The 24,428-nt window shown below is 67.5% G+C and carries 25 protein-coding genes; 11 read left to right on the top strand and 14 right to left on the bottom strand.

From position 1 onward, the window contains the following. Positions 1-141: 141 nt before the first annotated feature. From ahcY to cofD, 9 genes are all read right to left on the bottom strand, one after another. Complete coding sequence (ahcY, locus tag AB0B25_RS23310; RefSeq protein ID WP_357183106.1) at positions 142-1,626, bottom strand: adenosylhomocysteinase; 1,485 nt, start codon at positions 1,624-1,626, stop codon at positions 142-144. Positions 1,627-1,686: 60 nt separating this feature from the next. Then, complete coding sequence (locus tag AB0B25_RS23305) at positions 1,687-2,844, bottom strand: alkane 1-monooxygenase (protein WP_357183103.1); 1,158 nt, start codon at positions 2,842-2,844, stop codon at positions 1,687-1,689. Between the two features lie 191 nt (positions 2,845-3,035). Beyond that, entirely contained in the window at positions 3,036-3,656 is a 621-nt protein-coding gene (locus AB0B25_RS23300) for a TetR family transcriptional regulator (RefSeq protein ID WP_357183183.1), read from the bottom strand. A gap of 40 nt (positions 3,657-3,696) precedes the next feature. Then, the gene (locus tag AB0B25_RS23295; RefSeq protein WP_040869242.1) at positions 3,697-3,879 is read right to left on the bottom strand and encodes a rubredoxin; all 183 of its coding nucleotides are present in this window, start codon (positions 3,877-3,879) and stop codon (positions 3,697-3,699) included. Continuing rightward, positions 3,876-4,049 (bottom strand): rubredoxin, encoded by a 174-nt coding sequence (locus AB0B25_RS23290; protein ID WP_357183100.1) that lies wholly within the window; start codon positions 4,047-4,049, stop codon positions 3,876-3,878. Before AB0B25_RS23290 ends, AB0B25_RS23295 begins: the two co-directional genes overlap by 4 nt. Beyond that, positions 4,046-5,305 carry an alkane 1-monooxygenase gene (locus tag AB0B25_RS23285; protein ID WP_357183098.1) on the bottom strand — a complete coding sequence of 420 codons (1,260 nt, stop codon included), beginning with the start codon at positions 5,303-5,305 and terminating at the stop codon, positions 4,046-4,048. Before AB0B25_RS23285 ends, AB0B25_RS23290 begins: the two co-directional genes overlap by 4 nt. 420 nt (positions 5,306-5,725) lie before the next feature. Beyond that, on the bottom strand, positions 5,726-6,244 hold the full coding sequence (locus AB0B25_RS23280; protein WP_357183095.1) for an NUDIX domain-containing protein: 519 nt from the start codon (positions 6,242-6,244) through the stop codon (positions 5,726-5,728). Between the two features lie 40 nt (positions 6,245-6,284). Beyond that, on the bottom strand, positions 6,285-7,631 hold the full coding sequence (locus tag AB0B25_RS23275) for a coenzyme F420-0:L-glutamate ligase (protein WP_357183092.1): 1,347 nt from the start codon (positions 7,629-7,631) through the stop codon (positions 6,285-6,287). Further along, on the bottom strand, positions 7,628-8,626 hold the full coding sequence (gene cofD / locus AB0B25_RS23270) for a 2-phospho-L-lactate transferase (protein WP_357183089.1): 999 nt from the start codon (positions 8,624-8,626) through the stop codon (positions 7,628-7,630). Before cofD ends, AB0B25_RS23275 begins: the two co-directional genes overlap by 4 nt. Before the next feature lie 490 nt (positions 8,627-9,116). Between cofD and AB0B25_RS23265 the strand changes: the two genes are divergently transcribed. The 7 genes from AB0B25_RS23265 (at position 9,117) to AB0B25_RS23235 (ending at position 15,633) form a co-directional block, all read left to right on the top strand. Continuing rightward, complete coding sequence (locus AB0B25_RS23265; protein ID WP_029901515.1) at positions 9,117-9,350, top strand: WhiB family transcriptional regulator; 234 nt, start codon at positions 9,117-9,119, stop codon at positions 9,348-9,350. 192 nt (positions 9,351-9,542) lie between these two features. Continuing rightward, entirely contained in the window at positions 9,543-10,022 is a 480-nt protein-coding gene (locus AB0B25_RS23260) for a metallopeptidase family protein (RefSeq protein WP_357183086.1), read from the top strand. A 250-nt stretch (positions 10,023-10,272) separates the two neighbouring features. After that, positions 10,273-10,662: a DUF3499 domain-containing protein gene (locus AB0B25_RS23255; RefSeq protein ID WP_357065803.1), complete on the top strand. Its 390-nt coding sequence runs from the start codon at positions 10,273-10,275 to the stop codon at positions 10,660-10,662. 53 nt (positions 10,663-10,715) lie between these two features. Beyond that, positions 10,716-12,092, top strand: coding sequence for a phosphomannomutase/phosphoglucomutase (locus AB0B25_RS23250; RefSeq protein WP_357183083.1), 1,377 nt, complete (start codon positions 10,716-10,718; stop codon positions 12,090-12,092). Between the two features lie 118 nt (positions 12,093-12,210). Then, the gene (locus tag AB0B25_RS23245) at positions 12,211-13,413 is read left to right on the top strand and encodes a tobH protein (RefSeq protein ID WP_357183080.1); all 1,203 of its coding nucleotides are present in this window, start codon (positions 12,211-12,213) and stop codon (positions 13,411-13,413) included. After that, positions 13,413-14,633 carry a mannose-6-phosphate isomerase, class I gene (gene manA / locus AB0B25_RS23240; protein WP_357183078.1) on the top strand — a complete coding sequence of 407 codons (1,221 nt, stop codon included), beginning with the start codon at positions 13,413-13,415 and terminating at the stop codon, positions 14,631-14,633. Before AB0B25_RS23245 ends, manA begins: the two co-directional genes overlap by 1 nt. A gap of 73 nt (positions 14,634-14,706) precedes the next feature. Further along, a complete protein-coding gene (locus tag AB0B25_RS23235; protein WP_357183076.1) occupies positions 14,707-15,633 on the top strand; it encodes a cation diffusion facilitator family transporter in 927 nt (308 codons plus the stop codon). Positions 15,634-15,650: 17 nt separating this feature from the next. Here the strand turns inward: AB0B25_RS23235 and AB0B25_RS23230 are convergent, their stop codons facing one another. Both AB0B25_RS23230 and AB0B25_RS23225 read right to left on the bottom strand, forming a co-directional pair. Next, positions 15,651-17,120: an NAD(P)/FAD-dependent oxidoreductase gene (locus AB0B25_RS23230; RefSeq protein WP_357183073.1), complete on the bottom strand. Its 1,470-nt coding sequence runs from the start codon at positions 17,118-17,120 to the stop codon at positions 15,651-15,653. Between the two features lie 54 nt (positions 17,121-17,174). Beyond that, the gene (locus AB0B25_RS23225) at positions 17,175-17,621 is read right to left on the bottom strand and encodes a TetR-like C-terminal domain-containing protein (protein ID WP_357183071.1); all 447 of its coding nucleotides are present in this window, start codon (positions 17,619-17,621) and stop codon (positions 17,175-17,177) included. A gap of 7 nt (positions 17,622-17,628) precedes the next feature. Between AB0B25_RS23225 and AB0B25_RS23220 the strand changes: the two genes are divergently transcribed. Both AB0B25_RS23220 and AB0B25_RS23215 read left to right on the top strand, forming a co-directional pair. Continuing rightward, positions 17,629-18,024, top strand: a complete 396-nt coding sequence (locus tag AB0B25_RS23220; RefSeq protein WP_357183181.1) for a DUF4267 domain-containing protein — start codon at positions 17,629-17,631, stop codon at positions 18,022-18,024. Positions 18,025-18,142: 118 nt separating this feature from the next. Beyond that, positions 18,143-18,358 carry a DUF4287 domain-containing protein gene (locus AB0B25_RS23215; protein WP_357183068.1) on the top strand — a complete coding sequence of 72 codons (216 nt, stop codon included), beginning with the start codon at positions 18,143-18,145 and terminating at the stop codon, positions 18,356-18,358. Between the two features lie 54 nt (positions 18,359-18,412). Here AB0B25_RS23215 and AB0B25_RS23210 read toward each other — a convergent pair whose 3' ends face one another. After that, entirely contained in the window at positions 18,413-19,765 is a 1,353-nt protein-coding gene (locus tag AB0B25_RS23210; RefSeq protein ID WP_357183066.1) for a cation:dicarboxylase symporter family transporter, read from the bottom strand. Between the two features lie 125 nt (positions 19,766-19,890). Between AB0B25_RS23210 and AB0B25_RS23205 the strand changes: the two genes are divergently transcribed. Beyond that, positions 19,891-21,471: an ATP-binding protein gene (locus AB0B25_RS23205; RefSeq protein ID WP_357183063.1), complete on the top strand. Its 1,581-nt coding sequence runs from the start codon at positions 19,891-19,893 to the stop codon at positions 21,469-21,471. 73 nt (positions 21,472-21,544) lie between these two features. After that, positions 21,545-22,249, top strand: a complete 705-nt coding sequence (locus AB0B25_RS23200) for a response regulator (RefSeq protein WP_357183061.1) — start codon at positions 21,545-21,547, stop codon at positions 22,247-22,249. An 18-nt stretch (positions 22,250-22,267) separates the two neighbouring features. On the opposite strand, the gene AB0B25_RS23195 is transcribed toward AB0B25_RS23200, so the two are convergent. Together AB0B25_RS23195 and AB0B25_RS23190 are read right to left on the bottom strand one after the other, a co-directional pair. Beyond that, positions 22,268-23,575: a cytochrome P450 gene (locus tag AB0B25_RS23195; RefSeq protein ID WP_357183058.1), complete on the bottom strand. Its 1,308-nt coding sequence runs from the start codon at positions 23,573-23,575 to the stop codon at positions 22,268-22,270. A 127-nt stretch (positions 23,576-23,702) separates the two neighbouring features. Further along, on the bottom strand, positions 23,703-24,425 hold the full coding sequence (locus tag AB0B25_RS23190) for a TIGR03089 family protein (RefSeq protein ID WP_357183055.1): 723 nt from the start codon (positions 24,423-24,425) through the stop codon (positions 23,703-23,705). Positions 24,426-24,428: the final 3 nt, after the last annotated feature.

Genomic DNA, 24,428 nt, shown 5'->3' with positions numbered 1-24,428 from the left:
CAGGGTACTCCGTCGCCATTCCTCCGCCGTAGCCGACTGACCAGGGCCGATTACGGGTCACGTGGCCGGGCGCGGCGCGGTGACCGGTCGTTGGGGCGTCGCACCGACCGGATGGTCGGCGCGACGCCCCGGGCGCACCGCTCAGTAGCGGTAGTGCTCCGGCTTGTACGGACCCTCGACGTCCACACCGATGTACTCGGCCTGATCCTTGCTGAGTTTGGTCAGTTCGCCGCCGAGCGCCTCGACGTGGATGCGGGCGACCTTCTCATCCAGGTGCTTCGGGAGGCGGTAGACCTCGTTGTCGTACTCCTGCGGCTTGGTCCACAGCTCGATCTGCGCGATCACCTGGTTGGAGAAGCTGTTCGACATCACGAACGACGGGTGGCCGGTCGCGTTGCCCAGATTCAGCAGTCGTCCCTCCGACAGCACCAGGATCGAGCGGCCGGATTCTTTGAACGTCCACAGGTCGACCTGCGGCTTGATCGTCAATTTCGTTGCGTCGGAATGTTCCAGCGCGGCCATATCGATCTCGTTGTCGAAATGACCGATATTGCCCAGGATGGCCTGATCCTTCATCGCCTTCATGTGCTCGAGGGTGATGATGTCCTTGTTGCCGGTCGCGGTGATGACGATGTCGGCATCACCTATCGCTTTCGCCACGGTCACCACGTCGTAACCGTCCATCAGCGCCTGCAGCGCGTTGATCGGGTCGATCTCGGTGACCTGCACGCGTGCGCCCTGTCCGGCAAGCGATTCCGCGCAGCCCTTTCCGACGTCGCCGTAGCCGCAGATCAATATCTTCTTGCCGCCGATCAGCACGTCGGTGCCGCGGTTGATGCCATCGATCAGCGAGTGGCGGGTGCCGTACTTGTTGTCGAACTTGCTCTTGGTGACCGAGTCATTGACGTTGATCGCCGGAAACACCAGCTCGCCCGCCGCCGCGAATTGATACAGGCGCAGCACGCCGGTGGTGGTCTCCTCGGTGACACCCCGAACCGAGTCGGCGATCTTGCTCCACTTGTCCTTGTCGCTCGCGAACCGCTCGCGCAACAGGGTCAGAAACACCTTGAACTCGGCGGAGTGGTCCTCGTCCTCCGGCGGGACCACGCCCGCCTTCTCGAACTGCGCGCCGCGCAGCACGAGCATCGTGGCGTCGCCGCCGTCGTCGAGGATCATGTTGGCGGCCTCGTCCGGCCAGGTGAGCATCTGCTCGGCCGCCCACCAGTACTCCTCCAGGGTCTCGCCTTTCCAGGCGAACACGGGCGTGCCTTTGGGCTCGTCGACGGTGCCGTGTGGGCCGACGACCACCGCGGCGGCCGCATGATCCTGGGTGGAGAAGATATTGCACGAAGCCCAGCGCACCTGCGCGCCCAGCTCCGTCAGGGTCTCGATGAGCACCGCGGTCTGCACGGTCATGTGCAGCGAGCCCGAGATGCGCGCGCCCTGCAGCGGCCGCACCTCGGCGTACTCACGGCGCAGCGCCATCAGACCAGGCATCTCGTGTTCGGCGAGGCGGATCTCCTTGCGGCCGAATTCGGCCAGCGACAAGTCCGCCACCTTGTAGTCGATGCCGTTACGGACATCGGCGGTCATGGACGTGCGTGCGGGAAGTTCTGAGGTCGTCATCAGCCTCTCCTGGTTCGGCAAGTACCGAGGTAACGCTAGTCGCTGAATTTCGCGGGCGGACTATGCGGTCAGCCCGTAGGCCGACAGGATGCGGCGGCGCTTGCGCGGTTGGATGTTCGCCAACGTGACGTCGCCGTCGTAGTGGCCGAGGACCCGCTTGTCCATCACCCGCCGCCACAGCGGCGGAATGGCGGCGAGCAAGATCATCGTGGCGTACCCGGAGGGCAGTTGCGGAGCCTCCTCCGAACTGCGCAACGTCTGGTACCGGCGGCCGGGGTTGGCGTGGTGGTCGCTGTGGCGCTGCAGATGGAACAGGAAGATATTGGTGACCAGGTGGTCGCTGTTCCAGCTGTCACCTGGGGAGCAGCGCGCATAGAGACCGTTCGGGCGCCGTGCCCGCAACAAGCCGTAATGCTCGACGTAGTTCACCGTCTCCAGTAGGGCGATGCCGACCACGGCCTGTAGCGCGAGCCACGGCAGCACTGCCGGGCCGAAGCCCGCGACCAAGCCGCCGAACAGGATCACGGTCATCGCCCACGCCTGCAGGATGTGGTTGCCCACGCTCCACCAGCGCTTGCCCTTGCGGGCCAACCGCGCACGCTCCAGACCGATCGCCGAGCGGAAACTCCCCGACACGCTGCGCGGCAAGAACTCCCACAGCGACTCGCCGAGCCGACCGCTGGCCGGGTCCTCCGGCGTCGCCACCCGCACGTGATGTCCGCGGTTGTGCTCGACGAAGAAATGCCCGTACCCGGACTGGGCGAGCGCGATCTTGGCCAGCCAGCGCTCCAATCGCTCGACCCGGTGCCCGAGTTCGTGCGCGGCATTGATCCCGATGCCGCTGACGAATCCCAAGGTGGCGGCCAACCCGAGCTTGTCGACCACGCTCAACTCGTGGCCTGCCCACATGTAGCACGCGACACCCAATCCGATCAGCTGGATCGGCAAGAACAGGTACGTACACCATCGGTAGTACCTGTCGTTCGACAGCAACTCGTAATCCTCGTCTCTCGGGTTGCTGCCGTCCTCTCCGATCGTCCAGTCCAGCAACGGGATCACGACCAACACGATGATCGGTCCGATCCACCAGAACACCGCCGCGCCGGTATGCAGCACCAGTTGCGACGGCAGCAATGCCGACGACGGGGCGATCAGGCCCAAAACCCACAGATGGCGTTTGGGATCGGCCGACCCCGCCGGTTTGCCAACCGTTTGCACGTTTGCCCCGCTAAATGAAAGACCCTGAAGACCCTTATTTGACGCCTGGAGAATACTTGCAGACTGTACGTCTGTTACACCCGGTTGACCGCGTCGACATGGCGGCAGTTACATGCCGGCCAGTCACATTCTCAGCAGCTTCACAGGTGAGCACGATCATCGCATGAGTCGCACCCTGGTTGCCACACAGCTCAGTTTCGCACGCGCGCGGCGAGAATCGCCTCGACGTACGGACTCAACAGAATACTCAGCTCTTCCGGCGCATCCCGCCCCGGACCGGGTGGAGTCGGGATATAGCTGAGCGCGATCCGCACCAGCGCGTGTGCGATCACCGTCGATTCGGCCGGCGTCGCCGCAACCCAGCTGTGCTGGAACGCACTCGACAATCGCTCCGTCGCGTGGTCGAGCAGCGGGCCGGCATCCAGCGTGATCAGCCGCAACAGGTCCAACTTCACCTCGCCGGCCAGGAGCGACCGCACCAACGGGTCGGCGGCCGCGTCGACGAAGAAATTGGCCACCCCCTCCCGGAACGCCGCTCGAACGTCACCGACATTGCCGGTGATCGCCGCGTCGACATGGTCGACCAGGTCGTCCGCCAGACGCAGTGCGTAAGCCTGCGAGAGTCCGTTGCGTGAGCCGAACTCGTTGTAGAGCGTCTGCCTGCTCACCCCGGTGCGGGCCGCGATGTCACCGAGGGTGATCTTGGACCAATCTCGCTCGATCAGCAGCTCGCGCATCGCGTCGAGGACCGAAGTACGCAGCAGCTCGCGCGCGGCTTCCTGATAGGAATTCCTGGTCCCGTTGCGCGGCATACCCGCGACATTGTCACGGGCGTTGACCGCAGTCAAAACCTCACGACCGTTCGATCTCGACCATGAAGAAGTCCGCCTTGGCGGCGCCACAGTCCGGGCAGGTCCAGTCATCCGGGATGTCGTCCCATCGGGTGCCCGGCGCGATACCGTCCTCCGGCCAGCCCTCGGCCTCGTCGTACTCGAATCCGCACTGGATGCACTGGTAGAGCTTGTATTCGGTCATTTCCTCACCTCTATCGGCTCGAAGTCGATCTTTTCCCGCACACCACAGTCGGGACAACACCAGTCGTCCGGCACCGTCTCCCACCGGGTTCCCGCCGGAAACCCCTCGTGCGGCGCGCCTTTCATCTCATCGAAGACATAATCGCAGACCGGACACCGAAACGCGCTCATGCTCCGACCCCGTCCGCGCCGCCGGTCGCCGCCCGCGCGCCGTAGCGCGCGAATACCGCGTCCCGCTTGCCCGGTTGCACGTTGGCACGGGTGATATCGCCGCCATAGTGTGCGAGCACTCGCTTGTCCATGACACGGCGCCACAGCGGAGGGAAGTAGGCGAGCAAGATCATGCTCGCGTAGCCGCTGGGCAGGTTCGGCGCACCGTCCCAGCTGCGCAGCGTCTGATAGCGCCGGGTCGGATAGGCGTGGTGATCGCTGTGGCGCTGCAGGTGGTACAGGAAGATGTTGGTGACGATGTGGTCGCTGTTCCAGCTGTGCACCGGGGCGGGCCGCTCGTAGCGTCCGCCAGCCGTGCGCTGCCGTACCAGGCCGTAGTGCTCGAGGTAGTTGACCGACTCCAGCAGGCTGAAGCCGATGACCGCCTGCAGGATCAGATACGGAAGCAGCTCGATGCCGAACAGCGCGAGCAACGCCGCGTACAGCACCGCCGACATCAGCCAGGCACTGAGCACCTCGTTGTGCAAGCTCAGCGGCTTCTTACCGAGCCGCTCCAGCCGAACCTTCTCCAGGCGCAAGGACGACTTCAGGCTGCCCCACACCGTGCGGGGCCAGAATGCCCAAAACGTCTCGCCGACCCGGGAACTCGCCGGATCCTCGGGCGTAGCGACGCGGACATGGTGGCCGCGATTGTGCTCGATGTAGAAGTGCCCGTAGAAAGACTGCGCCAACGCGATGCGCGAGAGCCAGCGCTCCAGGTGCACCTTCTTGTGGCCGAGTTCGTGCGCGGTGTTGATCCCGATGCCGCCGATCATGCCTACCGTGATCGCCAGGCCGATCTTGTCCACCAGGTGCAGGCCTCCGTCGATGCCCAACCAGCTCACATTGTCGGCGGTGATCAGGTAGGCGGCCAGGAACAGCGTCGCGTACTGGAACGGCAGGTACAGGTAGGTGAGATAGCGGTAGTACTTGTCGTTCTCCAAGTACTCCATCACCTCGTCGGGCGCATTCTCCCCGTCCGGACCGAAGAAGAGGTCGGCCAGCGGAATCAGCAGGTAGATCAGGATCGGTCCGAGCCAGAACGGCACCTGGGCCGCGCGGTGCCAGCCGAGTTCGTTCAACGCCCAGATCGATGGGAGGCCGATCGTGAACAGGCCGGTCGGAGCGAACAGCCCCCACAGCCACAGGTATCGCTTGCGGTCACGCCAAGCCGGCACATCGACCGGCTGCGCGGCCATATCGGCGTTTGTCGACATCGTCGTCTCCATTCAGGCGGCACATCACATGTGACGTGCACTACATCCAAGATGGACAATATCGCGATAGCTGTCGCATGTCTAGACAAATTCTAGATTTTGTAAAGCATGCGCGGCGTGACGCAACCCCGCGGATCGCATCGATCGCCGGCACCTACGCGGACCGCCCGACCTTCGGCTGCACTACGGCGCCGCTTCGACCGTGCGGCGAATATCGACGCATGAACTCGGCCGACGTGGTGCGGGAGAATTACCGCCTGCCGCCGAGATATTCGCACCGCCGAGCGCGCAGGGCCGATGATCGACAGCACGGGTGGAATCGGTACGGCTTCACTCACAGGCCGAGACCGCGGACAGCACGATGCCGGTGCCGCCTACGGCAGAAAGGGCGGTGGCGGCCCTTCGGAGTCACTCTTTGTTTCAGCGTAGGAGGACGTCGGCATTCGCGGGCAGCGCGTCCACCGGCCACCAGCGCAGATCGGTGGACTCGCTGCTACGCACCGGCACCGCGTCAGCGGGCGCGGTGATCCGGAACAGCAGGTCCAGGTGTCGGGTGGGCACACCCAGCGAGCAGGTGATCGGGTGCGCCTGGGCGCCGTACAGCTCCGGCGCCAACCGGAGTTCCTCGATGCCGGACTCCTCGATCGCCTCCCGCAGCGCGGCGTCCGCGACGGTGGCGTCGCTCTCCTCGCAATGACCGCCGAGCTGGACCCAACGGCCGACCCGGGGATGCAGCGTCAGCAGCACCTCGCGACCGTCGGGCGAGAAGATCACCGCGGAGGCGGTGATGTGCCCGGGTGCGTGCTCACGCAGGCACCCGCGCGGCGCGGATCCGAGGAACGCCAGCATCGCCGCACGCAGCGACCGATCCGAATCGAGGACCGGACACCACGATTCGAGGAGTTCGTTCGCCGAGGCGTGCAGGGATTCCGCGCTCACCGCCGACTCCCGAGTCCGGCCATGCGGGTCGCGCCTGGCCTCACAGCTCGACCAGCCCGACACCGGCACCGGGCACCGGGCGCGGGGTCGGCTCTTCGAGTGGATTGCCGATGGCGATGGCGCCCAACGGGCTCCACTCGTCGCCCAGACCGAGCACGTCACGGGTCACCTCGGGGGCGAAGATGGTCGACCCGATCCAGCAACTGCCGATCCCCTCGGTGGCCAACCCGACGAGCAAACCCTGTACGGCCGCGCCCACCGCGACGGTGAACATGGTGCGCTCATGAGCGCGTCGCCGCTCGTCCGGGTAGTCGTGCGCGCCGTCCGGCACGCAGAACGGGATGATCATCTCGGGAGCGTCGAACAGAATGCGGCCGCGGGCGACTCGACGCTCGACCCGATCCGGGGCGAGCCCGTCGGCGGTGAGATCGGCGCGCCACTTCTCCGCCATCGCCTCCAGCAGTTGGGCCCGCAGGCCCGGCTTGCGCACCCAGACGAACCGCACCGGTCGGGTGTGGTGCGGGGCGGGTGCGGTCAACGCGACCGACACCGCCGCCCGGATGCGTTCGGGATCGACGGGGGTATCGGCGAACCGGCGAATCGAACGACGCAGCAGGATCGCCTCCCGCCGCCCTTGCTCGATCGCCTCCGCGGTGCCGAGCCAGAACAGGTCGTCGGTACCACCACGCAGCAGATCGGCGGCGCTGGACCCGTCGTCGACCACGGGAAGCCCGCGCACCACGGCGACGGGCACGCCGCCGAGCTTGCCCTTCACCAGGTCCGCGGCGGCGGCCAACTCGTCGGCCACCGCGACCTGGGTGACGAACAACTCGTTGCCCTGACCGTCGACCGCGCCCGCGTAGTCGTGCAGCACCCGAAGCCCGGCCGCCCCGATCGCCGCGTCGGTCTGCCCGTTGCGCCACGCGCGCCCCATGGTGTCGGTGACCACTACCCCGACCGTCACACCGAGTCGCGCGGCCAGCGCGGACCGTAGCGCCTTGGCGCTGGCATCCGGATCGGTGGGCAGCAGGACCAGCTCGCCCTGCTCGACATTCGAGCCGTCGACACCGGAGGCCGCCTGCACTATGCCGAGTTTGTTCTCGGTGATCATCGTGCGGCCCTTGCGCGCGAGCACTCGCACCGCCTCTCGATCGACGAGCGCGCGCCGGGCGGCATCCCGCTCGTCGGGGTCGACCGGCACCTCCACGATGCGGCCCTCGACCTTCGCGACGATCTTGCTGGTCACCACCAGCACGTCTCCGTCGGCCAGCCAGGGCGCGCACCGCGCGATCTGCTCGGCCAGGTCGTCGCCGGGCCGGAACTCCGGAAGGCCGGTGATCGGCAGGATGCGCAGCTCGCCTGCCGCGTGGTCGGTCGGTGCAGTCATGGCTTCACTCCCGCGAGATCCAGTGCCTGACGCACCATTTCGGCGGTGGTCGGCGGGTCGGTCATCAGCAAAGGAACGCTACGCACCTCGACGCCGGGCACGTCGGCGGTGTCGGTGGTGTGGATCAGCCAGCCGTCCAGGATTCCGGTGGCCGAGCGAGCACCGTAGTACCGGCCGATGGCCTCGGAGGTGGTGTCCACCCCGATCACCGACAGGCACTCGTCAGCCATGCCGCGCAGCGGTTTCCCGTCGATCACGCCGGACACACCGATCACCTTGGCAGCCGACGTGCGCAGCGCTCCCCGAATGCCCGGCACCGCGAGGATGGCGCCGATGCTCACGACCGGGTTCGACGGGGCGAGCAGAACCACATCAGCGGATTCTATGATCTCCGTCACATTCGGCGCCGGTCGGGCGTCTTCGGCGCCAATTGTGGCGAATCCATGGGTGTCGATGTTCGCGCGGTAGCGCACCCACCACTCTTGGAAATGGATCGCGCGCCGTTCGCCAGGACTGTCCGGGTCGGACACAACGACATGCGTTTCGCAGCGATCGTCGGTTGCGGGGATGAGTTTCACGCCGGGCTGCCACCGGTTACACAGCGCCTCGGTGACCGCGGAGAGCGGGTACCCGGCACGTAACATTTCGGTTCGGATCAGGTGCGTGGCGATATCCCGGTCCCCCAAGCCGAACCAGTCCGGCTGGGCAGAATATTTCGCGAGCTCTTCCTTCGCGTGCCATGTCTCGCCGATCCGACCCCAGCCGCGCTCGGTGTCGATGCCGCCACCGAGGGTGTACATGCAGGTATCGAGGTCGGGGCAGATCCGAAGGCCGTGCATCCAGACGTCGTCACCGACGTTCACGATCGCGGAAACATCCGCGTCGGGCAGTAGCTCCCGAACGCCCTGGAGGAAACGCGCGCCCCCCACACCACCGACGAGGACGGCGATCCGGGGCCCGCTCGCGGGTACGGCGTCCGCTTGTTGTCCAGTCACATCCGCACAGCCTATGCGGTGCCCGAGCCGACCCGCTTCCCAGCAAATTTGCTGATCATTTGCTATTGCAGATAACAAGATCAGCTCGGAATGCAGGTGCGGATAGTAACGGAATAGCGTCGGCGGCTTGACCACCCACACATCCGGCGTGTCTAATCACAGACATGTCATTCCGGTACTCGCGCGAGAGTGCAAGGCGTGAGCGAGTTTTCGAACAGATGTTCGCATAGGGGTGACAGGCTCGGGGACGTCCGCGGGACAACGTCGCGGGGTATGGCCGTCGGTATGCGTGTTGGTCCGACGGAAAGAATCATTCTGCGCTAACACACAGTGAGGAGGCGGAGCGATGGCCAACGAGATGGTCTCGCCGACCGATTCCACAGCAGGCGCAGCACGTGGCGTCTGCGCAGACAACGACTGGAGGGATGAAGAGGGGGGTGACGCAGTCTCGTCAGCCCGGCTCAGCCTGGTCGTGACCGGCTTCGACGAGATGTTCGAATCCATTGAAGAGCAATGGCAGGAGCGTGCCCTGTGCGCGCAGACCGATCCGGAGGCGTTCTTCCCCGAGAAGGGCGGCTCGACCCGCGAGGCGAAACGGATCTGCATGGGCTGCGAGGTACGCGACGAGTGCCTGGAGTACGCACTCGCACACGATGAGCGCTTCGGCATCTGGGGCGGCCTCTCCGAGCGGGAGCGCCGCCGCCTCAAGCGCGGCATCGGCTGAGACGTCCGCGATGCCCGGAGTTGCCCGCCCTCACCAGGGCGACTCCGGGAACGCGGGCCGACCGAGCGCGCACCCGACCGTTCGTCCACGGCCCGACCGACTCGGCATTCTTCGACGCGCTGGCGACACGGCCGGACCGATCACGCCGCCTCGATGCACCGGACGAGGGTCGGCTGCCCTAGATTTTGTGTCATGGCACGTTCCCGTAAGCGTCGACCACCGACCGCCAGGTCGGTGATCCGCCGCGGCCGTGGGGTGCGCGGGCCGATGCTGCCACCCACGGTGCCGGCCTGGCGGACCCGCGGCCAGAAGTTCGACCGGCTGGTGCTGGAGGCGTTCGCCCCGTTGGACACCCGCTGGCACGACCGGCTCACCAAACTCGATATCGCGGTCGACGACGTCCCGAAAATTCGTCCGTTGCATCCCGATTCGGTCACCTGGCCGGACGAGGTGGTCGCCGACGGCCCGGTCCCGCTGTCGCGACTCATCCCGGCCGGCGTCGACCGCCACGGCGCGGCGACCCGCGCCAGAGTGGTGCTGTTCCGCAAGCCGCTCGAGCTGCGCGCCAGCGATCCCGACGACCTGGTCGACCTGTTGCGCGAGGTCCTGGTCCAGCAGGTCGCGACCTATCTCGGCGTCGACCCGGACGTGATCGATCCGGAAGAAGAGTAGATCCGGAGGTCGCGGAACGCGCACCCATCCACGCACCCGCGCTCGTCGAACGGTGTTGCGGGGCAAGCGACGCCGATGCATGTCGCCATCGGTCGCGATGGGTATCCGGGATCTTCACTGGGGAAGACACCGTGGCGGGCGCTGCGCGTCCCACGGAACGTGGTGATGCCCACATTCCGCGGAGAGCGGACCGAGATCTTTCAAGCGTGTCTGACCCCATCGACATGCCAGGGGGGTTACTCTCATCGGCGTGATCCCCATGCGTCGTTGTTGCCGACCAGGTTGCAAGAATCCGGCCGTCGCGACGCTCACCTATGTGTACTCGGATTCGACGGCGGTGGTCGGGCCACTCGCGACGGTCGCCGAACCGCACTCCTGGGATCTCTGCGAAACGCACGGCTCACGCATCACCGCCCCGAAGGGCTGGGAGCTGGTTCGCCACGAAGGCGGATTCTCCTCCAGCACACCGGACGACGACGATCTGACCGCGCTCGCCGAAGCGGTCCGCGAAGCCGGACTACGGCGGCGGCCGCCGGAACATGAGCAGCGCGGATACCACGACTACGCTCCCCCACCGCCGCGCACCACGCGCACCGGCCGCCGCGGCCATCTTCGCGTCCTCCCCGACCCGCCTTCCTGAACCAGACCAGGACGATGTCGGACCGACCTGGCGCAACCACTAGGGTGTTGGGCATGACAGTCGCCCGCTCTGCCGAATTCGTGAACGCGGTGATCAAGGCCTATGACGTTCGCGGCGTGGTCGGTGATCAGATCGATGCGGAATTCGTCGGAGATGTCGGGGCGGCATTCGCCCGTCTGATGCGCGCGGAAGGCGCGAGCCGAGTCGTCATCGGACACGACATGCGCGACTCCTCGCCCGCGCTGTCCGCCGCCTTCGCCGACGGTGTGCTCGGTCAGGGCCTCGATGTCACACACATCGGCCTTGCCTCGACCGACCAGCTGTACTTCGCCTGCGGCCGGCTGAACTGCCCGGGCGCCATGTTCACCGCCAGCCACAATCCGGCCCGCTACAACGGCATCAAACTCTGCCGGGCCAAGGCTCTTCCGGTCGGGCAGGACACCGGCCTGGCGACCATCACAGCGGAAGTGATCGAGGGGGTACCCGGCTACGAAGGCCCCCGTGGCGCCGCGACCGAACTCGACCTGCTCGCCGAGTACGCGAGCTTCCTGCGCGGGCTCGTCGATCTCGATAGCATCCGCCCGCTGACCATCGCGGTGGACGCGGGCAACGGCATGGGCGGCCACACCGTCCCCGCGGTGCTCGGCGCGCTGCCCCAGGTGACCATCGTCCCGCTGTACTTCGAGTTGGACGGAAGTTTTCCGAACCACGAGGCCAATCCGCTCGATCCGGCGAACTTGGTGGACCTGCAGAAACTGGTCCGCTCGTCCGGGGCTGATATCGGCCTCGCCTTCGACGGCGATGCCGACCGCTGCTTCGTGGTCGACGAGAACGGCGATCCGGTATCACCCTCGGTGATCACCGCCTTGGTCGCCGAACGCGAACTGGCCACGGAACCAGGTGCGGTGATCATCCACAATCTGATCACCTCGCGCGCGGTGCCGGAACTCGTGCACGAGCTCGGCGGCACTCCGGTGCGCACCAGAGTCGGCCACTCGTTCATCAAGCAGCAGATGGCCGCCACCGGAGCCGTTTTCGGCGGCGAACACTCCGCGCACTACTACTTCCGGGACTTCTGGGGCGCCGACTCCGGCATGCTCGCGGCGCTGCATGTCCTGGCCGCGCTCGGCGAGAAGGACCGGCCGATCTCGGAGCTGATGGCGTCCTACGCGACCTACGCGGCCTCCGGGGAGATCAATTCCACCGTGCGGGACGCACAGGAGCGGACGATGGCGGTGGTGGACGCGTTCGCGGACCGGGCACACGCCGTGGACCGGCTGGACGGAGTGACCGTGCAACTGGTCGACAACGCCTGGTTCAACCTGCGTGCGTCGAACACCGAACCGCTGCTCCGGCTCAACGTCGAGGCCCGGTCGGCGGAGGAAGTAGACGCACTCGTGACCGAGATCTTGAGCATCGTCCGCTCCTGACTGGAATAGTGGAATCACAGGCCTTGGAGTCGCCCGACTCGGTCTCGGTGTGGCAGCTGAACCGGGTGGGCGTGGGGGCGGAAACGACACAGCGCGATGAGGGGAGGTGGGACGCCCGATGATCGCTGGAACACCGGTGCTCGACCTCGACGATGCCGCTTCACTCGAGGCGGCCGATGCCGACGGCGCCCTCCGCTCGGCCGCCTCCGGCGGCGCTCAGGTACGCGCCACCGCGGCGGCCGTTGGTGAGGATGCGCTGGCCGGTTTGGCCGATCTCAGGCCACGCAGCCTGGTGCTGGTCGCAGGGTCAGGGCGGGCGGCGCGTGCCGCGGGCCTGCTGGTCGCCGCGCTGGGCGATCGGGCGGGACTACCCGTGGTGCCCGCCGCGGCCTTGCCGCCGTGGGTCGGGCCGTTGGACGTGGTGCTCGTCTCCGGCGACGACGCGGGCGATCCGCGCCTGATCGACGCCGTCGACCGGGCTCTGCGCCGCGGCGCCGAGGTGGTTGTCGCCGCGCCGCACGAGGGCCCACTACGCGCCGCTGCGGCCGGTCGGGCCGCGGTGCTGGAACCGAGGGTGCGGGTGCTCGATCACAACCGCCTACTGCGCTTCCTGGCCGCTGGAATCGCGGTGCTGCGCGCTGTCGATCCGACGCGCAGCGGCAGCGCCGTCCCCGATCTCACCGATCTGGCCGACGTCCTCGATGCGGAGGCGCTGCGCGACAGCCCACAGAACGAGGTCTTCCACAACCCGGCCAAGACACTGGCGGCACGGATGCTGCAGCACGGCATCGTGCTCGCCGGTGACTCGCCGGCCGCGGCCGAACTGGCCGAACACGGTGCGGAGGTGCTTCTGCAGTCCGCCGGTCGGGTATCCGCCGCAGTGGATCTCGCCGAGGCTGTCGCGGCGCGTGCTCGGATGGCCGAGGCGGCAGGCGAATCCGCGGCCGACTTCGATCCGATGTTCCACGACGAGGAACTCGACGGACCCGCTCCGGTGGAACGCATTCGAGTGTTCGTGCTCAGCGCCGACCGCGATCGGTCCGCCGCGCGACGCCGGCTCGCCGTATTCGCCGGCGGCGGATCCAGCCTGGTGGACGCCGATCTGGTGAACGCCGACGTCGACCTACTGCACACCGATCTGACCGATCCCGCCGCGCCCGCGCAGACCAGGGCCGAGGACTCCGCCCTGGGTCAGGGCACCGAACTCGAACAGCTCGCGGTGCTCGCGCTGCGACTGGAGATGGCCGCCGCCTACCTACGGCTGATCGGTTCCCGCGCCGCCGCGGCCGACGGTCAGGGGCAGTACGGGGGCAGCTACTAGTGCATGAACTCGTTGGTGCGCTTCGCTCGTATGCCTGGGGATCGCGCACCGCGCTCGCTCAGCTGTGTGGCCGACCGGTCCCGTCCGCGCACCCGGAGGCCGAACTGTGGTTCGGCGCCCACCCCGCCGACCCCGCGCAGGTACGAACTGGCGACCGCACCCTCTCGCTGCTGGAGCTACTCGCCGCCGACCCGGTTCGCGAACTGGGCCCTGCCGCAACGCAATTCGACGGTAAGCTGCCGTTCTTGTTGAAGGTACTGGCCGCCGAGGAGCCCTTGTCGCTCCAAGCGCACCCGAGCACAGCGCAGGCCGAAGTCGGGTTCGAACGAGAGAACCGGGCACAGGTGCCACTGGATTCGCCGATGCGCAACTATCGCGACGAGAACCACAAGCCCGAACTGGTCGTCGCGTTGGATCGGTTCGAGGCGCTGGCCGGATTCCGTGATCCGCATCGCACGGTCGAGTTGCTGCGGGCGCTGCGCGTGGACGGGCTCGGCTCCTATGCCGAACTGCTTGCCGCGCAGCCGGACTCGGCCGGCCTGCGCACGCTGTTCACCACCTGGATCACGCTGCCACAGAACGTGCTCGCGACGCTGCTGCCCGCCGTGCTGGACGGCTGCGTGCGGTATCTCTCCGGCACGGGCGCACGCGAATTCACCGCCGAGGCGCGCACGGCGCTCGAGCTCGCGGAGGCCTACCCGGGCGACGCCGGGGTACTCGCGGCTCTGCTGCTGAACCGGTTGACCCTGGAACCGGGTCAGGGCCTGTTCCTCGCGGCCGGAAACCTCCACGCCTACCTGCGCGGACTCGGCGTGGAGATCATGGCCAATTCCGACAATGTGCTGCGCGGCGGGCTCACGCCCAAGCACGTCGATGTTCCGGAACTGCTGCGAGTGCTGGACTTCGAGCCGATCGATCTGCCGGTCGTGCTGCCGGAACCGGCGGGCGACGGGTCGATGCGCTACCGCACGCCCGCGCCGGAGTTCGCCTTGCGGCGTTTCGACCTCGCCGCCGGCTCCGCACCGGTGCCGCTGACCGCGGCAGGACCGGGCATCGTCTTGTGCACGGCGGGTACGGCACGGCTGTTCCAGAACGGTACGCCGTTGGAACTCGAACGCGGCAGAGCAGCGTGGATCTCGGCCGCCGACAGCGACACCCGCGCGCAGGCGGTAGCCGGCGCCGCTCAGCTGTTCTGCGCCTGCGTGGGCGCAACCACCTGACCTATCCGGATTGTCCGGTCCGGCTGCCCTAGTCTGTTCGCGGGTAGACCGAAAACAGAGAGGACACGCTGCTATGTCGGCTGGTGGTGGCAAGAAGGCGATTGTCGCGGCGTTATCCGCGAACGCGGGGATCGCCGCGGCGAAGTTCGTCGGTGCGGCGATCACCGGCTCGGGGTCGATGCTCGCCGAGGCCGTGCACTCCGTAGCCGACACCGGCAATCAGGGATTGCTGCTGCTCGGGCAGGCTCGCGCGGACAAGGAAGCGGACGCACTGCACCCTTTCGGGTACGCGCGCAACCGCTACTTCTATTCGTTCATCGTGGCGCTGGTGCTGTTCACGCTCGGATCCGGTTACGCCAGCTACGAAGGCATCCACAAGATCCAGCACCCGGAGGAGCTGAGTTCGCCGATCGTGGCGATCGTCATCCTGCTGATCGCGATCGGGCTGGAGACCTACAGCTTCCTGACCGCGGTGCGCGAGTCCAGACCGCTCAAGGGTGACGCCACCTGGTGGCGATTCATCCGTAATTCGCGCAGCCCGGAACTTCCGGTGGTGCTGCTGGAGGACACCGGCGCGCTGATCGGTCTGCTCTTCGCGTTCGCGGGCGTCGGCCTGACCATGCTCACCCACGATCCGGTCTGGGACGGCGTCGGAACCCTCGCCATCGGCGCGCTGCTCGGGGTGATCGCCGTCGTGCTGATCGTGGAGATGCAGAGTCTGCTGATCGGTGAGGGCGCCACGCCCGAGGAGGACCGGCTGATCCGCGCGAACCTGGCCGACGACACGCGCATCGATCGGGTCATCCACCTCAAGACCCAGTACCTCGGCCCGGAAGAGCTGCTCGTGGCGGCGAAGATCGGCGTGGTCCCCGGCCTGGACGTCACCGCGATCGCCACCGCGATCGACGATGCCGAGTCCCGCGTCCGCACCGCGGTCCCCGCCGCACGCGTCATCTATCTCGAACCCGACCTCTACCGCACCGAGACCGCCGACAAGTAGATCCGCGCACCAGGCCCTCAGCGATACTGGGGTGCGCTTGTCCGCAACAGCGCGAGAGGGTCGGTGCGAACAGCGAAGCGTTCGCGTAGGGCATGGCGTGCGGCGTGGAGTCCGCACATACCGTGTACGCCGGGGCCGGGTGGGGTCGCCGACGAGCACAGATACACACCGGGAATCGGTGTGGCATACGGGTTCCAGCGCGGCATGGGGCGGAATGCGAACTGGCGTAGGGTCATCGCGCCCGCGGAGATGTCGCCACCGACATAGTTGGCGTTGTGCGTGGACATCTCGGCCGCGGTGCGGACGTGCTCGGCCACGATCACGTCGCGGAAACCCGGTGCGAAACGCTCGATCTGGGCGATCACCGCGTCGCTGACATCACGCGGGGAGCCGTTCGGGACGTGCGCGTAGGTGTAGAACGTGTGGCCGCCGGCGGGCGCGCGGGTCGAATCGACTACACCGGGCTGGATAGCGAGCACATAGGGCCGTTCGGCGTGCCGCCCCGCGGCGACCGCGTGTTCGGCCGCCATGGCCTCCGCCCTGGTGCCGATCACGTGCACCGTTCCGGCCAGTTCACAGCCCTCGGCCCGCCACGGCACCGGCCCGGACAGCGCGAAGTCGATCTTGCAGGTCGCGCCGCCGTAGCGAAAACCGCGCAGCCGCTGGGCGTAGCGCGCGGGCAACCGGTCCGCCGCGATGCGCAGCAGTTCGGCGGGGGCGAGATCGAGCATGATCGCGCGGGCGCCGGCGAACTCGTCCAGTGCGTCGACCCGGTGGCCGGTGTGCACCCGTCCGCCGAGGCGCTCGAGTTCGGCGATCAGCGCATCCGGAATCGCCTGGCTACCGCCGCGTGGAATCACCCAGCCCCCGACATGGGCCAGGGTGCCGAGCAGCAGTGCGGCGCCCGCGGCCGGGACGGCGCGCGGCGGAGTGATCGCGTGGGTGGCGATACCGGTGAGCAAGGCGGGGGCGACCGGCTCCCGAAACCTGCTGTTCCACATCGGCGATCCCTGCTCCAGGGTGCGCAGCCCGAACCGGATCGCGGTCGCGAGCCCGTGCGGCAGCCTGCGTAGGTCCGACATGGCGAGGTCGACCACATCCGACCAGTGCCGCACCAACGGCGCGAAGAGCGAACGCCAGGCCGCGCCGTCGCGGCCGAGGCCGGCCGCGGTCCGCTCCAGATCCCGCCAGGCCAGGCCGGCCGTACCGCCATCGAGCGGATGCGCGTAGGACACTTGCGGCGCTAGCAACTCGACGCCGTGGGCTTCCAAGTCGAACGCGCGAAAGATCGGCGACGCCAACGCCATCGGATGCGCACCGGAGCACACATCGTGCCGGTACCCGGGCAGGGTCGACTCGGCCGTCCGCGATCCACCCCCCGCCGTCGCCTCGGCCTCGTATACCTCCACCGTGAGCCCGGCCCTGGCCAGGATCACGGCGGCGGCCAGCCCGTTGGGCCCGGACCCGACCACGACCACATCAGCCATGCCTCCACGCTACCGGCCGATACCCACCCCGATGGCGATCCGACGCGACCGCGGTCAAGCGGGTGACCCGCCGATCGCGGCGAGCCATTCCGCGACGAGGAGGGCGAGGCGGCGGTCTCGGAGTTCGGGGCGCAGACGCCCGCCACGCTCGAGCGTGGCCAGACCGTGTAGAGCGCTCCAGGCGACTTCGGCGCGGGCACCGAGGTCGGCTTCATCGACCAAGGGGCGAAACAGCGCCTCCAGCTCGCCGAAGGCATCGCGCAAGGGCTGTGCCGCCTCCGGTCCGAAGGTGAGATCGGTGCTCATCGAGAACATCGCGTCGTAGAGTGCCGGGTTGGTCGCGGCGAAATCGAGGTAAGCCCGCGCGGCACGGGCCAACCGCTCGGCCGAGTCGGTCACCCCGGCGCACGCTTGCCCCAGCGCAGTAGCGAGGTCGGCGAATCCCTGTTCCGCCACGGCCGAGCCGATCGCCGACTTGCCCGCGAAGTGGCTGTAGAGCACGGGCTGGCTGTATTCGATCCGGTCGGCGAGGCGGCGCAGCTATCTGTTCACGCCCGACACCATCGCCCCCGGTTTCGGGCTGCCCGCCTGGCCGGACGGCGACGCTGCCGCGTTCATGACCCTGAAGGGCGTGCGCGACACCGTGTCCGGGGTGTTGATCCTGGTGCTGCTCGGTGCGCGACAGCGGCACCCGCTCGGCATCGCGACCCTTGTCATCGCGCTGGTGCCGGTCGGCGACATGCTGACCGTGCTGTGCTGGAACGGTTCCACCGCAACCGCGCTCGGCGTCCACGGACTGACCGCCGTAGTGGTCGCGCTCACCGGTGTGCTGCTGATCCGCGAGCACAGTCGGCGCGATCGCACCCCGCGGTCCGACAAGACCGGCGCGGGTGCGACCGCGTGACGGCGACTCCCTCGAAATCGGCTCCGGTGCGATCCGGAACACACTCGCCGTCCCGGCGATGAATCGCCGAAGTCCACCCCGTCACCAGAACTGAACGAACAAGCAAGGAGATCGACCCATGACGACCACGCCCCACGGCCCCGCGTCCTACTTCCCGTCCATCGAGGCCCGTTACGGCCGCACCATCGACGAGTGGAAGGCCGCTATGCGTGATACCGGCCTGAGGTCGCACAAGGAACTCGTCGAGTGGCTGAAGACCGAGCACGGGTTCGGACACGGTCACGCCTCCGCGATCACCCAGCATCACCTCCACCCGGAGAAGTGGGCGTCCTGACCAGCAACGCACGAAGGGCCCGCGAGAGCGGGCCCTTCGTCCCTCACCCTGCTGTCAGGCCCTGACCAGGTCCTTGGCGTCCGCCGGCTGCGGCGCTGTCGCGTGCTCGTCGTCGACCATGGTCCGCTCGTCGAAGGGCACCTTGCGATCGAGCACGTCGCGCACCCGATCCACGTCGATGGTCTTGGTCCAGGTGCCGATCAATACGGTGGCGACCGCATTGCCGGAGAAGTTGGTCAGCGCACGCGCCTCGGACATGAAACGGTCGATGCCCACGATCAAGCCGACACCGTCGAGCAGTTCGGGCCGGTGGCTCTGCAACCCGCCGGCCAGCGTCGCGAGACCGGCGCCCGTGACACCCGCCGCACCCTTGGACGCGATGACCATGAACACCAGCAGGCCGATCTGCTCGCCGAGCGCGAGCGGCTTGCCCATCGCGTCGGCGATGAAGATCGACGCCATGGTCAGGTAGATGGCGGTGCCGTCCAAGTTGAACGAATACCCGGTCGGCACAACGACTCCCACCGTGGTGCGGTCCACACCCATGTGGTCCATCTTCGCGATCAGGCGCGGCAGTGCGGATTCCGACGACGAGGTCGCCAGGATCAGCAGAAACTCCCGTGCCAGGTAGCGGACCAGCTTGAAAATCGACACCCGCGAGACCGACCACAGCAGCACGCCGAGCACACCGAAGACGAACACCAGGCAGGTCAGATAGAACGCGGCCATCAACGTGGCCAGCTTCACCACCGCGTCGAGCCCGGTCCGGCCGACCACGTTCGCGATCGCGCCGAACGCGCCGACCGGAGCCAGCCAGAGGACCATCACCAAGATGCGGAAGACGAGCTTCTGGATGGCTGCCACGCCGCGCAGGATCGGCTCACCCGAGGAGCCCATGGCCTGCACCGCGAAGCCGACCAGCAGTGCCACGAACAGCGCCTGCAGCACGTTGCCCGTGGTGAGCGACGACAACAGCGTGCTCGGCACGATCCCCTGGATGAAGTCCCAGGTCCCGCCCGCGTTGTGCGCGGTCTTGGCCAGGTCCTGACCGGCTTTGACCGTCGAAGCGATGTTCAAACCGGTGCCCGGTTGCAGCAGGTTGCCGACCACGACGCCGATGCCGAGCGCGACGGTCGACATGACCAGGAAGTATCCGATGGCCAGTCCACCGACCTTGCCGACCGTGGCAGCGGCGCGCACCGAGCCGATGCCCAGGACGATGGTGCAGAAGATGACGGGGGCGATCATCATCTTGATGAGATTGACGAAAATGGTCCCCAGTGGTGCGAACGACTGTCCGACGCTCGGCGCCAGCCAGCCGACGAGCACGCCGGCGACCACCGCCACGATGACGGCCAGATACAGCCAATGAGTGCGGTCGCGCCGCGTTCGAATCGAGTCGCTCATAGCGATGGGTTTCCCTTACGAGTGGTACCGAAGTGAGGTGCTTCACGCACCCCAGGCAGAATGATGGCTGGCCGGGGTGATTCCGGTCACTGTTTGGTGCATTACGTTCAGCGAAGGAAGAGCTTGTGAGACACGGTCGGCTATCTCTGGCCGGTCAGGCATTTGCCCTTCAGCTGATCGTGCTGGCGCTGGTGGTCGCGATCGGCGCGGTGCTCGCAGTACTGGACGCGAGGCACGACAGCGACGTCACCACCACCCGCGAGGTCATCGACGTCGCGGTGAGCGTCGCGGACGCACCGTCCACCGTCGCCGCGGTCCGCACCGCCGACCCCACGCCGCTGCTGCAGCCGGTGACCGAGCGAATCCGGCAGCAGACCGGCATGGACTTCATCGTGGTCATGGCGACGGATCGGACCCGTTACACGCACACCAACCCCGCCATCATCGGGCTGCCGTTCAGCGGAAATATCGATCGCGCGCTGGCGGGCCAGACCTTCACCGAAACCTACGCGGGCACCCTCGGCCCCTCCATCCGGGCGGTCACCCCGGTTTACGACGACGGGAAGATCGTCGCTTTGGTCTCCGCGGGAGTGACTCGCGCGAAGATCGGCGACCAGGTCGCCACCCAGCTTCCGATGATTCTCGGCGTCGCGGGCGCGGGACTCGCGGTGGCGGCCGCGGGCTCGTTCCTGCTCAGCCGCAGGCTGCGGCGACAGACCCACGGCCTCGCGCCCGACGAACTGCGCGTGCTCTACGAGCACCACGACGCCGTGCTGCATTCCATCCACGAGGGTCTGGTCGTGTTCGGGCCGTCCGGCGCGAACGCGGAAGTGGTCAACGACGAGGCGCGTAGGCTGCTCGACCTACCCTGCGGCGCGATCCGGCGCAGCGACCTTCCGCTCTCGCTGCAGCGGATGGGCTGGGGCGTGGTGCGCGACGAGATGCACGTGACCACCGACCGGATCCTGCTGGTCAATCAAGATATCGTGGAGTGGGGCGGTCGGACGATCGGCACCGTGATGACAATCCGTGACCACACCGAATTGCGCTCGGTCATGGGCGAACTCGATTCGGTACGCAGTTTCGCGCAGTCGCTGCAGGCCCAGGCGCACGAGTCCGCCAACCGACTGCACACCGTCGTCACCATGGTCGAGCTGGGTCGCAACAAGGAAGCCGTCGAGTTCGCTACCGCGGAACTCGAGCTGTCCCAGGCGCTGATCGACCGACTGCTCGCCGCGGTGGGCGCGCCCGCCCTCGCCGCACTACTGCTCGGCAAAGTGAACCAAGCCGCCGAGCGCGGCATCGAACTGACGATCACCGAGGACACTGCCCTCGACTCGGTGGATCCGCTGTCCCCGCACGAAGCCGTCACCCTGGTCGGCAATCTCATCGACAACGCCATCGACGCCGCGGCGGCCAGCTCGTCCGGCTGGGTCGAGATCACCCTGCGATATCAGCAGGCCGAGGAAATAGCCGCGGCCGGCACATCGGTATTTTTCGTCCGCGTCGCCGACAGCGGGCCCGGCATGTCGGCGGAGATGTTCACGCGCGCGTCCCAGCGCGGCTATTCGACCAAAGCCGACCATCACGGGCTCGGCCTGGCACTGGTCCATCGGCTGGTGGGCCGCCATAGCGGAACCATCCACACCGAACGGGATCCCGAAAGCGCGGTGACCGTGATGATTCCACGAAACGACACCCCATGAGCGGTCAGGCCCGAAGGCGGCAGCGAAGCGTGACCACGGAGGGACCCGCTCATGGGAGAAAGGACACAGCACGATGATCCGAGTGCTGATCGTCGAGGACGAACCGCTGATCGCCGAGGCGCACCGCGCCTATGTGGAGCGCATCTCCGGCTTCACCCCGGTCGGCGTCGCCCATACCGGACGGGAGGCGATGCGAGCGGCGGCCGATGCCGCGGCCGAAGGCACACCGATCGACCTGGTGCTCATGGACATCGGCCTGCCGGACGCGAGCGGCCTCGATGTCGCCGCCGCACTGACCGGCCTGGCGCCGCGACCGGACGTCATCGCCATCACCTCCGCACGCGACCTGGCCATGGTGCGTACCGCCGTATCGCACGGCGTCGTGCTGTATCTGCTGAAACCGTTCACTTTCGCGGCGTTCCGCGACAAACTGGACCGCTACCGCGAATTCCGCACCGCCCTCCCCGCGGGCGAGTCGGCGATCTCCCAGCACGACATCGACCGGGCGCTGAGCGCGCTGCGCACCCCGGACCAGCGCGCCGCCACACCCAAAGGCGTTGCGCCACAAACCCTCGACGAGATCTCGCGCACCGTCCGCGCGGCCGAGACCGAGGGTGTCACGGCGGCCGACACCGCGACCTCGATCGGGGTCTCCCGTATCACCGCGTGGCGCTATCTGGAGAAGCTGGCCGACGACGGTCTGGTCATCCGGCGCTCGGACTACGGGAGGGCGGGCCGACCGAAAACTCGTTACGTGTGGAAGGCCACCGCCAGCTGAATGGCCGAACCGGACCGATCAGACCACGCTCGGTTCCGGCATCGCCGCGCGGCGCCCGAGCCGGATCGGCACTCGATGATAACCGTGCAGCGTGAACAGCTCGCGGCGCTGCGGCGGGCCGTCGAGCCGTAGCTCGGGGAACCGGCCGAACAGGGCCCGCAGCGCGTAGACCCCTTCCATCCTGGCCAGGCTGGCACCGAGACACACGTGTACGCCGCTGCTGAAGGAGAGGTGGTCCTTGGCGTTCTCGCGACCTACGTCGAAGCGCTCCGGTTCGGTGAAGACCGCCGGATCACGGTTGGCGCCCGCCAGCGACAGCACTACCGTGTCGCCCTCGCGAATCCGCACGCCGTCGATATCCACATCGGTCAGCGCGGTGCGTGCCGTGGTCTGCACCGGCGAGTCGAAACGCAAAATTTCCTCGACGGCGTTCGGCCACAACTCCGGCTCGGCGCGTAGCCGCTCCTGCTGGTCGGGATGGGCGAGCAGCTGCACGACACCGTTACCGATCAGATTGACCGTCGTTTCGAAGCCCGCACCCATGAGCAGGCTCGCGGTCGCCTTCAGTGCGTGATCGTCCAGCTCGCCCGTGGTGACCAGACTGCTGAGGATGTCCTCGCCCGGGTCACGGCGCAACCGCTCGATATGCCGGTCGAGGTAATCGTTCATCACTTCCATCGCCCGCAGCGCCCTCCGGTGCACGCGCCAAGGAATGCCGAGGTCCAGCAGCGGTGTCATCCGATCGCCCCAGTCCAGGAACATCGCCCTGTCCTCGTCGGGGAAACCGAGCATCTCGGAGATGATCGCGATCGGGACCTGCGCGGCGAACGATTCGATCAGGTCCGCGGACCCGTCCGAGGGCAGCGCGTCGAGCAGTTCCTCGGTGACGGACTCGACGCGGTCACGCAACCTGCCGACCGCGCGCGGCGTGAACGCCGAGGCGACCGGTTTGCGCATCGCCGTGTGCTCCGGTGGGTCGATCACCAGCATCGACGGCGGCTCGACCGGGTTCGGTGGCAGCGGGAAACGCTCGGCGAGCTTCGTCATCGACTTGGGGACGCGGAAACTCTCCTGCGTGCGCACACCGAACCTGTTGTCCCGCAGGAGGGAACGGCACAGCTCATGGTCGAAGGTGGCGAACGCGATCGCGGTGCGGATGATCCTGCCCTCACCGCGCAACCGCTCGATCAGGGGGTAGGGATCGGTGTACCCGGCGGGCCCGGCCACCAGCTCGGCGAACGGGTCACCACGGCGAGCCTGGAGGCGCAGTACGACACGGGGTGTGCCCTGCACCGACAACCAGCGGAACCAGTACTGCGGCTTCATGTGTTCACCAACCCCGTCGTTGTGCGATTACTCCACCGTACGGAACGTGGACCAATTGTGGAACATCTTCTGGTCGGACCAGACGGATACCGCGGTAAGGCACCGACGTGTGCGGCGCCAGGGGGACTCACCCGCGCTGCGCGGTCACCCGTTCCGAGACGATTCGCCGTTCGCGCTGCGCCGGATCGGGATTGACCACCTGCACCAACGAAGCGCCTGCGGCGAGCACGGCCACGTATCCATCGATCAGCTCGGCCGTCGTGTCCCACGGCGTACTCGACAGTACCCGGTCGACCTCGGAGAAGCCTTGCCGCGCAGCCGCTTTCCGCGCCTGCGCCAGCACCTCCGCCACCGGCATCCCGTCGAGCGCGACACCGGCGCCCCGGGGCAGGAATTGGTCGCCGTGCACGCGCACCGCGGTCGCGAAATCGGTGACCCCCACCGGCAGATCGCGCACCGGGGTGCCCATCGCATCCAGCGAGAGCGCGGCGACCTCGCCGACACCCTCCGACTCGTCCACTCGATCGAGGGTGACCAGGGCCAGATCGGCGTCCGCGTCCGGGTGCAGCACCACTTCGGCGCCCGCCCACCAGCAACCGAGCAGCACCGCGGCGGTCTGCCAGTGCGCGGGCAGCAGCACGGCGACCCGAGCACCAGGACTGAGGCCGAACTCGTCGCGGATCAGATTGGCGGTCTTGGCCGCCCAGTTCGCCAGCGTCAGTCCGGACAGCTCGATCCGCGCATCGGTGGCGTCGTCGTAATAGGTGACGCGCGGAGCGGCCGGTTCGCGGGCGAGGATCGGATCGAGTACCGCTTCGGTGAGGGTGTGTACCTGATGGATATCACGCATGGG

Origin of the sequence: Nocardia sp. NPDC049190 (assembly GCF_040648115.1) — a bacterium.
Classification (GTDB): domain Bacteria; phylum Actinomycetota; class Actinomycetes; order Mycobacteriales; family Mycobacteriaceae; genus Nocardia.
Note: the sequence above shows the minus strand (reverse complement) of the source record. Positions and strands in the feature narration are given on the sequence as shown.

Coding starts and splice junctions, on each gene's coding strand:
- ahcY (WP_357183106.1), bottom strand. CDS start 1,626: ATGACGACCTCAGAACTTCCCGCACGCACGTCCATGACCGCCGATGTC.
- AB0B25_RS23300 (WP_357183183.1), bottom strand. CDS start 3,656: ATGCCGCGCAACGGGACCAGGAATTCCTATCAGGAAGCCGCGCGCGAG.
- AB0B25_RS23295 (WP_040869242.1), bottom strand. CDS start 3,879: ATGACCGAATACAAGCTCTACCAGTGCATCCAGTGCGGATTCGAGTAC.
- AB0B25_RS23290 (WP_357183100.1), bottom strand. CDS start 4,049: ATGAGCGCGTTTCGGTGTCCGGTCTGCGATTATGTCTTCGATGAGATG.
- AB0B25_RS23285 (WP_357183098.1), bottom strand. CDS start 5,305: ATGTCGACAAACGCCGATATGGCCGCGCAGCCGGTCGATGTGCCGGCT.
- AB0B25_RS23275 (WP_357183092.1), bottom strand. CDS start 7,631: ATGACTGCACCGACCGACCACGCGGCAGGCGAGCTGCGCATCCTGCCG.
- AB0B25_RS23265 (WP_029901515.1), top strand. CDS start 9,117: ATGTTCGAATCCATTGAAGAGCAATGGCAGGAGCGTGCCCTGTGCGCG.
- AB0B25_RS23260 (WP_357183086.1), top strand. CDS start 9,543: ATGGCACGTTCCCGTAAGCGTCGACCACCGACCGCCAGGTCGGTGATC.
- AB0B25_RS23250 (WP_357183083.1), top strand. CDS start 10,716: ATGACAGTCGCCCGCTCTGCCGAATTCGTGAACGCGGTGATCAAGGCC.
- AB0B25_RS23245 (WP_357183080.1), top strand. CDS start 12,211: ATGATCGCTGGAACACCGGTGCTCGACCTCGACGATGCCGCTTCACTC.
- AB0B25_RS23235 (WP_357183076.1), top strand. CDS start 14,707: ATGTCGGCTGGTGGTGGCAAGAAGGCGATTGTCGCGGCGTTATCCGCG.
- AB0B25_RS23230 (WP_357183073.1), bottom strand. CDS start 17,120: ATGGCTGATGTGGTCGTGGTCGGGTCCGGGCCCAACGGGCTGGCCGCC.
- AB0B25_RS23215 (WP_357183068.1), top strand. CDS start 18,143: ATGACGACCACGCCCCACGGCCCCGCGTCCTACTTCCCGTCCATCGAG.
- AB0B25_RS23210 (WP_357183066.1), bottom strand. CDS start 19,765: ATGAGCGACTCGATTCGAACGCGGCGCGACCGCACTCATTGGCTGTAT.
- AB0B25_RS23200 (WP_357183061.1), top strand. CDS start 21,545: ATGATCCGAGTGCTGATCGTCGAGGACGAACCGCTGATCGCCGAGGCG.
- AB0B25_RS23195 (WP_357183058.1), bottom strand. CDS start 23,575: ATGAAGCCGCAGTACTGGTTCCGCTGGTTGTCGGTGCAGGGCACACCC.
- AB0B25_RS23190 (WP_357183055.1), bottom strand. CDS start 24,425: ATGCGTGATATCCATCAGGTACACACCCTCACCGAAGCGGTACTCGAT.